Raw genomic sequence first — 12,562 nt, 5'->3', positions numbered from 1 at the left:
ACTGGTCAGGAAAAAACCAGTGTTAGGGATTTGTAAGCGCGGGTCGTGATCCCTGTACACTGCGGGTCCGCGAAAGGAGCCTGCCATGCTGATTGTTGCCGACGAAAATATTCCGCTGCTCGATGCATTTTTCCAGGGATTTGGCGAGATTCGCCGCGTGCCCGGCCGTTCCATCGACCGCGCCACGGTCGAGCAGGCCGACGTGTTGCTGGTGCGCTCGGTGACCAACGTCAACCGCGCCCTGCTGGAGGGCACGAAAGTGCGCTTCGTCGGCACCTGCACCATCGGCACCGACCACCTGGACCTCGATTACTTCAAGCTGGCCGGCATCCAATGGTCCAGCGCCCCCGGCTGCAATGCCCGTGGCGTGGTGGATTATGTGCTGGGCAGCCTGATGACCCTGGCGGAAATCGAAGGTGCCGACCTCACCCAGCGCACCTATGGCGTGGTCGGGGCCGGTGAAGTCGGCGGGCGGCTGGTCAAGGTGCTCAAGGGCCTCGGCTGGAACGTGCTGGTGTGCGATCCGCCACGGCAGATTGCCGAAGACGGCGATTACGTCAGCCTGGAGCAGGTCATCGAGCAATGCGATGTGATCAGCCTGCACACACCGCTGACCAAGTCCGGCAACGGTTCCACTTGGCATCTGTTTGATCGCCAGCGGCTCAACCAGCTCAAGTCCGGCACCTGGCTGATCAACGCCAGCCGTGGCCCGGTGGTAGACAATGCCGCCCTGCGCGAGGTGCTGCTGGCGCGCGAAGACCTGCAAGCGGTGCTGGACGTGTGGGAGGGCGAGCCTGAAGTGGACGTGGACCTGGCAGATTTGTGCGTGCTGGCTACGCCGCACATCGCCGGCTACAGCCTGGATGGCAAGCAACGCGGCACGGCGCAGATCTATCAGGCGTTTTGCGCGCACCTGGGGCAGGCGCCGAGCATTCAGTTGAGTGACTTGCTGCCGCCGCCGTGGTTGGCCGAGGTGCACTTGAACGCGTCCACCGACCCGGCCTGGGCACTGGCGGCCCTGTGCCGCAGCGTGTACGACCCACGCCGTGATGATGCGGATTTCCGGCGTAGCCTGGTAGGAACAGTGGAAGAACAGCGTAAGGCGTTTGACCTGCTGCGCAAGCACTACCCGGAGCGCCGCGAGATTGATGGCTTGAAGGTGCGTATCAACGGTGAATCGGCGGCGCTGTCGAACATCATCAGCGCATTGGGCGCGGTGAGCGTTTAGACCCCCATAAAAAACCCGGCCACCTGGGCCGGGTTTGAAAGAGCGTCGGCGCCTCAGCCTTGCTGGGCAGGCTTGACCAGTCGCTGTTCCAGTTCGCTGCACGCTTGCTGGATCATCTCTTCGGTAATCTGCACATCTTTGCCATTGGCATCGACGTACCAGCAGGGCAATTGCTGCGGCTGGCGGATTACTTCAATCTTGGCATCGCTGCTGTTTTGCAAGGTCATGGCCTGTCTCCTCATCAGGTTGTGTACCCATTCTGCTTATCACTCTAAGCCGCCCGCGTGACCAGGCTGTTACAACTCCTTTCAAAGTCACCGGTTCGAATACCCAGTCGACCAGAAACCGATACAAATTTCCAGCCAGGGGTTAGACCGATAGCCTCTAGGGTTAGGTATCGGCGGGCATAATTAACCTGACTCATTGTTATTTACCCAAGTTCCCCCAATGTTGAGGACAGGTTCCTCATTGGTGATGCCCTCCATGTTCTCAGTCCGTCAACGCCGCGCGATCCGTCTGGCCAGCCGCTTCATCGCCCCCTACCGCTGGCAGGCGCTCGGCGCCCTGTTGGCGCTGATCGTCACGGCCGGTATTACCTTGTCCATGGGGCAGGGCATCCGCCTGCTGGTGGATCAGGGCTTTATGACCCAGTCTCCGCACTTGCTCAACCAGTCCATCGGTCTGTTCATGGTCCTGGTATTGGGCCTGGCGGTGGGCACGTTTGCGCGGTTCTACCTGGTGTCCTGGATCGGCGAGCGCGTAGTGGCGGATATTCGTCGGCAAGTGTTCAACCACTTGATCTATCTGCATCCGGGCTTTTACGAGAACAACCGCAGTTCGGAGATCCAGTCGCGGTTGACCACCGACACCACGTTGCTGCAGTCGGTGATCGGATCGTCGTTGTCGCTGTTCCTGCGTAATGCCTTGATGGTCATCGGCGGCATTGTGTTGCTGTTTGTCACCAACCCCAAGCTCACCAGTATCGTGGTGGTAGCGCTGCCGCTGGTGCTGGCGCCGATACTCATCTTCGGCCGCCGGGTGCGCAGCTTGTCGCGCCAAAGCCAGGACCGCATCGCCGACGTGGGCAGCTATGTGTCCGAGACCCTCGGCCAGATCAAGACCGTGCAGGCCTACAACCACCAAGTGCAGGACGAACAACGTTTCGCCGTGACCGTGGAGGACGCCTTCACCACCGCGCGCAAGCGCATCACCCAACGCGCCTGGCTGATTACCCTGGTGATCATGCTGGTGCTCGGTGCCGTGGGCGTGATGCTGTGGGTCGGCGGCATGGACGTGATCAGCGGACGTATTTCCGGCGGTGAGCTGGCGGCCTTTGTGTTCTACAGCCTGATCGTCGGCAGCGCCGTTGGCACCCTTAGCGAAGTACTCGGTGAGTTGCAGCGCGCCGCCGGGGCAGCTGAGCGGATTGGCGAGTTGTTGCAGTCGAGCAACGAGATCCAGGCGCCGAGCGCAGGCACTGTCCAACTGCCGGCCCGCGTCAGCGGTCGCATGGAGTTGCAAGACCTGCGTTTTTCCTATCCCTCACGGCCGGACAGCTACGCCATCGACGGCCTTGACCTGACCATCAACCCCGGCGAAACCCTCGCGTTGGTGGGCCCCTCCGGGGCGGGTAAATCGACGATTTTCGACCTGTTGCTGCGCTTCTACGACCCCCAGCAAGGCCGCATCCTGCTCGAAGGCCATCCGCTCACCGAGCTCGACCCCATGGACCTGCGCCGCCACTTCGCCCTGGTGTCCCAGAGCCCGGCGCTGTTCTTCGGCAGCGTCGAAGACAACATCCGTTACGGCAACCCGACCGCCACCCAGGAACAAGTCGAAGCCGCTGCTCGCATCGCCCATGCCCACGACTTCATCCTGCAAATGCCCGACGGCTACCAGACTCATCTAGGCGACGGCGGCATGGGCCTCTCCGGCGGCCAACGCCAACGCCTGGCCATCGCCCGCGCGTTGTTGGTGGACGCGCCGATCCTGCTACTCGACGAAGCCACCAGTGCCCTGGATGCCCAGAGTGAACACCTGATCCAGCAAGCGCTGCCGCAGTTGATGCAAGGGCGCACCACACTGGTGATCGCCCATCGGCTGGCCACGGTGAAGAACGCTGATCGCATTGCGGTGATGGACCAGGGCAAGTTAGTGGCTGTGGGTACGCATCAGCAGTTGATTGCGAGCAATGCGTTGTATGCAAGACTGGCGGCGTTGCAGTTCAGTGATGGACTTGAAGAACACGCATCACACTAACGTACAGTCCATAAAAAATGCCCGCATCTCTCAATGCGGGCATTTCTCTTGAAGCTTCAAACTTAACGCTTGAAGCTGCCCTTGTTACTGATCATCAAAATACCGCTCATGCCAATCCACCAGCGGCTGTGGCGAATTGAGCTTCTGCCCGTAGATCACCGAATAAGACAGCACGTTCTGCACATACTGGCGGGTTTCGTCGAACGGAATGCTTTCCACCCACACATCGAAACTCAGGTGGTCCGCGCCACGCAGCCACTGGCGCACGCGGCCGGGGCCGGCGTTGTAGGCGGCAGAGGCGAGCACGCGGTTGCCGTTGAACTGGCTGTGCACCTGGCTCAGGTAGGCGGCGCCGAGCTGGATGTTCTTGTCCGGGTCCAGTACCTGGGCCGGGGAGGCCAGGGGGATGCTGAACTTGCGCGCGGTTTCCTTGGCAGTGCCAGGCATCAGTTGCATCAGGCCGCTGGCGCCGACGCCGGAGCGGGCGTCGTCCATAAAGGCGCTTTCCTGACGGGTGATCGCGAACACCCAGCTCGAATGCAGGCCGCGCACCTTGGCTTCACGCACCAGCGTGTCGCGGTGGGCCATCGGGAAACGGATGTCCAGGTCATCCCAGTACTGCGCCTGGCTGATGGTGCGGATCGCTGGGAAGTACCACTTCATGTCGTAGGCCAGCCTGGCCTGGGCGACCATCTCGTCACGGTTGAAGTGACGGCTCACGTGGTACCACTCACGACGGCCATCCACGATCTGGCCACGGGCGTAGAATTCCAGCGCACGGCGCACGCCAGGGGTGTTACGCACCTTGTTGACCAGTGCCTGGCTCATCAGCAGCGGTTTGTTCTTCAACTGATACGGGGCTTTGGAGCGATCCGCCGCAAGGAAGCCGTAGAAGTCACGCTCTTGTGCCAGGTTCTTGTACAACACCAACGCTTGTGGGTTTTTCGGCTCGGCCAGTTCCAGGCTGCGGGCCTGCCAGTAACGCCAGCGGTTGGTGGTCGCCAGGTCTTGTGGGAGTTTGCGGGTCAACTGGTAGGCGTCTTCCCAGCGCGCCAGGCGCAACAGCAGACGCAGGCGCCATTCGGAGACGGTGTTGTCGCGCAGTTCTGGGTCGTATTTGGTCATCACCTCAAGGGCGCGCGGGTCGTAGCGCTTGGCCAACGTCAGTCCGATTTCCCGGGCGATCGACACTTTTTCGTCACGGGAGAAGTGCATGCTGCTGGCGTAGCCGTCCAGCAGGGCCATGGCCTTGTCCGGATCCTGGCGGGCCAGGCGACGCAAGCCCAGGCCCACGGCGTCAGACATGGCCTCGGTGGCTGGCAGGAAGCGTGACGGGTCACTGAGCATGTCGGGCTTTTGCGCCACGTCCACCATCAGGCGGCCTTGAGCGCCGAGGGTGGGCAAGGTTTTCACCAGGCTGTTGGCGAGTGCGTAGTTGCGCGCTTCGGCGGCGAGCTTGGTGCGGTCCCAGATCTTCTGCTCTGTGAGCTGACCGTCAGCCGCCCATTGGCCGAAGGTGGCATCGCAGGCAGCTGGTTGAGACTTGCCGGTCATCCAGAGCTTTTCGGTGGTCTTGTAGCCTTCGGCTTTCAGGTTGTGGGTGAGCTGGTATTGGCCATGCAGGCAGTCCAGCTCGACGAAATTGAGCTTGGCGTCGTAGTACTTTTCAAAAGTCTGCCAATCGCCGCGGTCGGCCAACCAGCGCAACCAGCGCAGTTTCATCCAGTTGGCCTGGGGCAGGTCACCGTTTTTGGCCAGGAACTGTTCGATCTCCTGATTGCTCGCGGTTTTCAGGCGCGCCGTCAGTTCGTCGTAGGCCAGGTACGGTGTCAGCGGGTAATCGGCCAGGGCCTGGCTGTATTGCATGTACGGGCCGGTATCGCCCTTGGCCAAGGCGCGTTTGGCTTCATCGTAATATTGACGTTGGGTGGTGAGGTCCACGGCCTGGGCGGATTGAACGGCGGTGGCGGAAAGAAGCAGACAAGATAAAAAGTTGAAAAGGCGACTGCGCATGAGACGTCCGTGCAGAGAAATCACGACTAGCATCGGCACCGCCGACACTGATTGCCCCTAGCTTAGCCTTTTGCCCGACGCAGACGAAAGCTTTGCTGGGCGGTTCGTTCAAGTTCGTTGGAAATGTCCTACAGAACGTGTCGGCAGCGAAAATGCCAGCCGCATCCCACCCCTAACTCAGGTAGAATGCGCGCCCAGTTTTTGGAGAAGCGTATGACCCTGCTCAAATTCAGCGATGTGTCCCTTGCTTTCGGCGCTATGCCGTTGTTGGACAAGGTGTCCTGGCAGATCGCCCGTGGTGAGCGGGTGTGCATCATCGGCCGCAACGGCACCGGCAAATCCAGCATGATGAAGCTGGTCAAAGGCGACCAGAAGCCCGATGACGGCTCCGTATGGCGCGCGCCGGGCCTCAAGATCGGCGAATTGCCGCAAGAATTGCCGGTGGCCGACGGACGGACAGTGTTCGACGTGGTTGCCGAAGGCCTCGACGGCGTCGGCGCACTGCTCGCCGAATACCATCACCTGGCGCAGAACTGCGTCACCGAAGATGACCTGAACAAGTTGATGCACGTTCAGCAAGACCTCGAAGCCCGTGATGGCTGGCGCTTGCAGCAACTGGTCGACAGCACCCTGAGCCGCCTGCAACTGCCGGCCGACAAGACCCTCGCCGAGTTGTCCGGCGGCTGGCGTCGTCGTGTGCTGCTGGCCCAGGCCCTGGTGTCCGAGCCGGATCTGCTGCTGCTCGACGAACCGACCAACCACTTGGACATTGGCGCGATTGCCTGGCTGGAAGAAGCCCTCAAGGAATTCCAGGGCGCCGTGCTGTTCATCACGCACGACCGTTCCTTCCTGCAGAACCTGGCCACCCGCATTCTTGAACTGGACCGTGGCGGCCTGATCGACTGGAACGGCGACTACGCCAGCTTCCTGGTACACAAGGAAGCTGCGCTGGCCGCCGAAGAAACCGCCAACGCGCTGTTCGACAAAAAGCTGGCCCAGGAAGAAGTCTGGATCCGCCAGGGCATCAAGGCCCGCCGCACCCGTAACGAAGGCCGCGTACGCGCCCTGAAAGCCCTGCGTGTCGAGCGCAGCGAACGCCGCGAGCGCACCGGCAAGGCGAATATCCAGCTGGACACCGCCGACAAGTCGGGCAAGCAAGTGATGGTGCTGGAGAACGTCAGCTTCCATCACCCAGACGGCCCGTTCCTGATCAAGGACTTCTCCATGGTCCTGCAGCGCGGCGACCGTATCGGCCTGCTGGGCGCCAACGGCACCGGCAAGACCACTTTGCTCAAGCTGATGCTCAGCGGACTGCAGCCGACCAGCGGCACCGTGGAAGAAGGCACGCGCATTGACGTGGCTTACTTCGACCAGCTGCGCCACCAGTTGGACCTGGAAAAAACCGTGATCGACAACGTCGCCGAAGGCCGCGACTTTATCGACATCGACGGCCAGAGCCGCCACGTCCTCAGCTACCTGGGCGACTTCCTGTTCAGCCCGCAGCGTGCACGTACGCCGGTGAAAGCCTTGTCCGGTGGTGAGCGTGCGCGCCTACTGCTGGCCAAGCTGTTCAGCAAGCCGGCCAACCTGCTGGTGCTCGACGAACCGACCAACGACCTCGACGTGGAAACCCTCGAGCTGTTGGAAGAAGTGCTGCTGACCTTCAATGGCACTGTGCTGATGGTCAGCCACGACCGGGCATTCCTCGACAACGTGGTCACCAGCACCCTGGTCTTTGAAGGCGAAGGCAAGGTGCGTGAATACGTTGGTGGTTATCAGGACTGGCTGCGCCAGGGCGGCTCGCCGCGCCTGCTAGGTGTGACCGAGAGCAAGTCCGGCAAGGCTGACTTGAACTCGGCGGTAGTGACCCCGGTGGCCGCTGCTGCGCCTGTTCAAGAAGCTGCGCCTTCGGCCAAAAAGAAGCTCAGCTACAAGCTGCAGCGCGAGCTGGAAGCCTTGCCAGGTGATATCGACGCCAAGGAACAGCAGATTGCCGCTGTAGAAGCGGACATGGCTGACGCGGGTTTCTACCTGCGTCCGGCGGCAGAAACCGCCAAGGTCATCGCTTCCCTGGAGAAACTGAACCAGGAGTTGGAAGTGCTGGTTGAGCGCTGGGCCGAGTTGGATGCCTGATTGACCCGCCAGCCATAAAAAAGCCCGGCCTCACTGATGTGAGTGCCGGGCTTTTCGTATCGGTTTACTTGGCGTCTTTGACCAGCTTCACCGCCAGCACATCGCACGGCGCACCGTGCAGCACATCATTGGCGGTGGAGCCGAGCAGTAGCGCCAGCCCGTGACGGCCATGGCTGCCGACCACGATCAGGTCACAACCCTTTTCCTTGGCCAGATGGTGGATTTCCTGGCGCGGTTGGCCGTAGGTGAGGTGGCAGTCTTCCTTTTTCAAGTGCGGGTATTTGAGAATCAAACGGTCCAGGCGCTCCTTGGCCTGGTCAAACTGCTGTTGCTGCAACTGGGAAAGGTCCATCGGCACGTCACCGCCAAAGGCCATGGCCATGGGCTCGACGATATGCACCAGCGACAGTATGGCGCCATTGGCCAATGCAGACTCCTGCGCGCGCTTGATCACTGGATCGCACTCTTCGGTCAGATCTACAGCGACCAGAATATGTTGGTAGGGCATGAGGCGTTCCTCCAAGGGACTGCAATAAGTTCAGTATGGCTGCTTTCAAGCGGATGGGGTTGCGTCAGGTCAAATCCGCTCATCTAGAAATTCGGGAGTACACATATGACGGTCTGGATAGTGGTGTCAATCCTTGTGGTGGTTCTGAGCCCTCTGGCATGGCTGCGCCCGTCGCGCCATCAGAGCGGGCGCATGGCCCTGCGTATGGAGGCACGCCGCATCGGCCTGGCCATGCAGTTGTCGCCCCAGGAGTGGCCGCATTGGCTCAAGCAAGAGCCGCCGAGCCCGTGCGCGCAGTATTGCCGGCCACGACGCGGCAGCACGCCGGCGATCTGGAGTTACTGGCAGTTGGAGCCCGGGGTCTGGGTGAATCAGTGGCGCGAAGTGTGCGTCGATGAAAAGTTGTTGCCGCATTTTGCGACGCTGCCGGACAACGTCTACAAGGTCGAAGCCGACAAGCAGATGATCGCCTTGTATTGGGGCGAGAAGGGCGAGGCGAGCGTGTTGAAGGCTATTGATACACTGCTCAAGGCCCTGGCCTGAATCGCAGGCAATAAAAAGCCCGACATCATCATCGGGCTGGAGTTGGCCAGGCAGGCCGGTAATTCTGGTGTTTCGCGCGTCGGATGTTCATCCAGACGCTTTACGGTTGCGGCTAGCCTAGCCGCATATTCCGGTCTGTACAGTCTTTTTCCACATCTTTTGCATTATTGATTTCGTGAATAGTTGAATATTGACGAGTCGTGGGCTTAGGGTTGGGGTTCTGAAATGACTGGAAAGTCGCGTTTTTCCTAGCCTTTCGAGCGATTGACAATTGCCCGGAATTGGATGAAGGTGGCGTACCCAAATCAAACGGGCGTATGAATTGAGCGTTTGTCTGTCAGACGACTCATACAGAATCCCGACTATCGCATTGGCGGGTGTGCCTGGCGGATTGGCGTGAACATTGGCGAATTCATCAATGTCCAACCAGAGGCCAGCGTCCAGTGTGTACTGTTCAGCTTCCATATCGTGGAGATCAGTTGATGATTTACGAAGGTAAAGCCATCACGGTTAAGGCTCTTGAAAGTGGCATCGTCGAACTGAAATTCGACCTCAAGGGTGAGTCCGTCAACAAGTTCAACCGTCTAACCCTGAATGAACTGCGTCAGGCCGTAGACACCATCAAAGCAGATGCTTCGGTCAAGGGCGTGATCGTTTCCAGCGGCAAAGACGTGTTTATCGTCGGCGCTGACATCACCGAATTCGTCGACAACTTCAAGCTGCCCGATGCCGAGCTGGTGGCTGGCAACCTCGAAGCCAACAAGATTTTCAGCGATTTTGAAGACCTCAACGTACCGACCGTCGCCGCGATCAACGGCATCGCGTTGGGCGGCGGCCTGGAAATGTGCCTGGCGGCTGACTTCCGCGTCATGTCGGCCACGGCCAAGATCGGCCTGCCTGAAGTCAAGCTGGGCATCTACCCAGGTTTCGGCGGCACCGTACGCCTGCCGCGTCTGATCGGTGCCGACAACGCCATCGAGTGGATTGCCGCTGGCAAGGAAAACCGTGCTGAAGACGCGCTGAAAGTCGGTGCTGTCGACGCTGTGGTTGCCCCGGACAAACTGGCCGAAGCCGCACTGAACCTGATCAAGGGCGCCATCAGCGGCGAATTTGACTACAAGGCCAAGCGTCAGCCGAAGCTGGAAAAACTCAAGCTCAACGCCATCGAACAAATGATGTCGTTCGAAACCGCCAAAGGTTTCGTGGCTGGCCAGGCCGGCCCGAACTACCCGGCGCCGGTTGAAGCGATCAAGACCATCCAGAAAGCCGCGAACTTCGGTCGCGACAAAGCCCTGGAAGTGGAAGCGGCTGGCTTCGTCAAACTGGCGAAAACCTCCGCAGCCCAGAGCTTGATCGGCCTGTTCCTGAACGATCAGGAACTGAAGAAAAAGGCCAAGGCCTACGACGAAATCGCCAAGGACGTGAAACAGGCTGCCGTACTCGGCGCCGGTATCATGGGCGGCGGTATCGCCTATCAGTCGGCGTCCAAAGGCACGCCGATCCTGATGAAAGACATCAACGAGCACGGCATCGAGCAAGGCCTGGCGGAAGCCGCCAAGCTGCTGGTCGGCCGCGTGGACAAAGGTCGCATGACCGCTGCGAAAATGGCTGAAGTGCTTAACGGCATTCGTCCTACGCTGTCCTACGGCGATTTCGGCCACGTCGACCTGGTGGTCGAAGCGGTTGTCGAGAACCCGAAGGTCAAGCAAGCCGTACTGGCTGAAGTGGAAGCCCAGGTTAAAGACGACACCATCCTGGCGTCCAACACCTCGACCATTTCCATCTCGCTGCTGGCCAAGGCCCTCAAGCGTCCGGAAAACTTCGTCGGCATGCACTTCTTCAACCCGGTGCACATGATGCCGCTGGTGGAAGTGATCCGTGGCGAGAAGTCCAGCGAGCTGGCGGTTGCCACCACCGTTGCCTACGCCAAGAAAATGGGCAAGAACCCGATCGTGGTCAACGACTGCCCGGGCTTCCTGGTCAACCGCGTGTTGTTCCCGTACTTCGGCGGTTTCGCCAAGTTGGTCAGCGCCGGTGTGGACTTCGTGCGCATCGACAAAGTCATGGAAAAATTCGGCTGGCCAATGGGCCCGGCGTACCTGATGGACGTGGTCGGCATCGACACCGGCCACCACGGTCGCGACGTCATGGCTGAAGGCTTCCCGGACCGCATGAAAGACGACCGCCGTTCGGCGATCGACGCGCTGTACGAGGCCAAGCGCCTGGGCCAGAAGAACGGCAAGGGTTTCTACGCCTACGAGGCCGACAAGAAGGGCAAGCAGAAGAAAGTGGCCGACCCGTCGGTGCACGAAGTGCTGGCTCCGGTTATCTACGAACAGCGTGAGGTGTCGGACGAAGACATCATCAACTGGATGATGATCGCCCTGTGCCTGGAAACCGTGCGTTGCCTGGAAGACGGCATCGTCGAGACCGCCGCCGAAGCCGATATGGGCCTGGTGTACGGTATTGGTTTCCCTCCATTCCGTGGTGGTGCGCTGCGTTACATCGACTCGATCGGTGTGGCCGAGTTCGTTGCCCTGGCTGATCAATACGCTGATTTGGGCCCGCTGTACCACCCGACCGCGAAGCTGCGTGAAATGGCCAAGAACGGCCAGCGCTTCTTCGGTTAAGTGCCCAGACGACTAGAGCGAGAATATTTATGAGCTTGAATCCAAGAGACGTCGTGATCGTCGACTTCGGTCGTACGCCGATGGGCCGCTCCAAGGGCGGCATGCACCGCAACACCCGTGCCGAAGATATGTCGGCACACCTGATCAGCAAACTGCTGGAACGCAACGTCAAGGTCGACCCGAACGAAGTCGAAGACGTGATCTGGGGCTGCGTCAACCAGACCCTGGAGCAGGGCTGGAACATTGCGCGCATGGCGTCGCTGATGACCCAGATCCCGCACACCGCCGCCGGCCAGACTGTGAGCCGCCTGTGCGGTTCGTCGATGAGCGCGCTGCACACTGCCGCCCAGGCGATCATGACCGGCAACGGTGATGTGTTCGTGGTCGGTGGCGTGGAGCATATGGGCCACGTCAGCATGATGCACGGCGTTGACCCTAACCCGCACATGTCGCTGTACGCGGCAAAAGCCTCGGGCATGATGGGCCTGACCGCGGAAATGCTCGGCAAAATGCACGGCATTACCCGCGAAGCCCAAGACGCGTTCGGCCTGCGTTCCCACCAGCTCGCCCACAAGGCGACTGTGGAAGGCAAGTTCAAGGATGAAATCATCCCGATGAACGGTTATGACGAGAACGGTTTCCTGAAACTGTTCGACTACGACGAAACCATTCGTCCGGACACCACCCTGGAAAGTCTGGCGGCGCTCAAGCCGGCGTTCAATCCAAAGGGCGGCACCGTGACTGCCGGTACTTCGTCGCAAATCACCGACGGTGCCTCGTGCATGATCGTGATGTCGGCGCAGCGTGCCCAGGACCTGGGCATCCAACCGCTGGCTGTGATCCGTTCGATGGCCGTGGCGGGTGTGGACCCGGCAATCATGGGCTATGGTCCTGTACCGGCCACACAAAAAGCCTTGAAGCGCGCGGGCCTGACCATCAACGACATCGACTTCTTCGAGCTCAACGAAGCTTTCGCCGCACAGGCCCTGCCCGTGCTGAAAGATTTGAAAGTACTCGACAAGATGAATGAGAAGGTTAACCTGCACGGCGGCGCGATTGCCCTGGGCCACCCATTCGGTTGCTCCGGTGCGCGTATCTCCGGCACTTTGCTTAACGTGATGAAGCAAAATGGCGGCAACCTTGGGGTTGCAACCATGTGCATTGGTCTCGGCCAAGGCATTTCCACCGTCTTCGAACGCGTCTAAGCGTTGGGTTGACGGAAGCCGGGGCCCAGTGCCCCGGTTTTTG

At 60.3% G+C, this 12,562-nt stretch carries 9 protein-coding genes; 6 read left to right on the top strand and 3 right to left on the bottom strand.

The window, feature by feature from the left end; genetic code table 11:
- Window positions 1-85 precede the first annotated feature (85 nt).
- The gene (pdxB, locus tag ACP7BX_RS01960) at window positions 86-1,228 is read left to right on the top strand and encodes a 4-phosphoerythronate dehydrogenase PdxB (protein ID WP_426131404.1); all 1,143 of its coding nucleotides are present in this window, start codon (window positions 86-88) and stop codon (window positions 1,226-1,228) included.
- Between the two features lie 53 nt (window positions 1,229-1,281).
- Here pdxB and ACP7BX_RS01955 read toward each other — a convergent pair whose 3' ends face one another.
- Window positions 1,282-1,455, bottom strand: coding sequence for a PA1571 family protein (locus ACP7BX_RS01955; RefSeq protein ID WP_016975252.1), 174 nt, complete (start codon window positions 1,453-1,455; stop codon window positions 1,282-1,284).
- Between the two features lie 247 nt (window positions 1,456-1,702).
- Here ACP7BX_RS01955 and ACP7BX_RS01950 point away from each other — a divergent pair, with 247 nt between their 5' ends.
- Window positions 1,703-3,487, top strand: coding sequence for an ABC transporter transmembrane domain-containing protein (locus ACP7BX_RS01950; RefSeq protein WP_426131402.1), 1,785 nt, complete (start codon window positions 1,703-1,705; stop codon window positions 3,485-3,487).
- A gap of 84 nt (window positions 3,488-3,571) precedes the next feature.
- Here the strand turns inward: ACP7BX_RS01950 and ACP7BX_RS01945 are convergent, their stop codons facing one another.
- The gene (locus ACP7BX_RS01945) at window positions 3,572-5,500 is read right to left on the bottom strand and encodes a transglycosylase SLT domain-containing protein (protein WP_426131400.1); all 1,929 of its coding nucleotides are present in this window, start codon (window positions 5,498-5,500) and stop codon (window positions 3,572-3,574) included.
- A gap of 213 nt (window positions 5,501-5,713) precedes the next feature.
- On the opposite strand from ACP7BX_RS01945, the gene ACP7BX_RS01940 reads away from it, so the two are divergent.
- Complete coding sequence (locus ACP7BX_RS01940) at window positions 5,714-7,633, top strand: ATP-binding cassette domain-containing protein (protein ID WP_033902583.1); 1,920 nt, start codon at window positions 5,714-5,716, stop codon at window positions 7,631-7,633.
- 64 nt (window positions 7,634-7,697) lie between these two features.
- On the opposite strand, the gene ACP7BX_RS01935 is transcribed toward ACP7BX_RS01940, so the two are convergent.
- Entirely contained in the window at window positions 7,698-8,141 is a 444-nt protein-coding gene (locus ACP7BX_RS01935; protein ID WP_033902582.1) for a universal stress protein, read from the bottom strand.
- A gap of 105 nt (window positions 8,142-8,246) precedes the next feature.
- Between ACP7BX_RS01935 and ACP7BX_RS01930 the strand changes: the two genes are divergently transcribed.
- The 3 genes from ACP7BX_RS01930 to fadA all read left to right on the top strand — a co-directional run bounded on the left by ACP7BX_RS01930 (window position 8,247) and on the right by fadA (window position 12,519).
- Window positions 8,247-8,684: a hypothetical protein gene (locus ACP7BX_RS01930; RefSeq protein WP_028619415.1), complete on the top strand. Its 438-nt coding sequence runs from the start codon at window positions 8,247-8,249 to the stop codon at window positions 8,682-8,684.
- Window positions 8,685-9,166: 482 nt separating this feature from the next.
- The gene (gene fadB, locus ACP7BX_RS01925; protein ID WP_028619416.1) at window positions 9,167-11,314 is read left to right on the top strand and encodes a fatty acid oxidation complex subunit alpha FadB; all 2,148 of its coding nucleotides are present in this window, start codon (window positions 9,167-9,169) and stop codon (window positions 11,312-11,314) included.
- Between the two features lie 29 nt (window positions 11,315-11,343).
- A complete protein-coding gene (fadA, locus tag ACP7BX_RS01920; RefSeq protein WP_016975260.1) occupies window positions 11,344-12,519 on the top strand; it encodes an acetyl-CoA C-acyltransferase FadA in 1,176 nt (391 codons plus the stop codon).
- Window positions 12,520-12,562 lie beyond the last annotated feature (43 nt).

This window comes from Pseudomonas sp. DWP3-1-3b3 (assembly GCF_049896305.1).
In the GTDB taxonomy this organism is placed as follows: domain Bacteria; phylum Pseudomonadota; class Gammaproteobacteria; order Pseudomonadales; family Pseudomonadaceae; genus Aquipseudomonas; species Aquipseudomonas azotoformans_A.
This window is presented reverse-complemented; position numbering and strand designations above follow the sequence as displayed.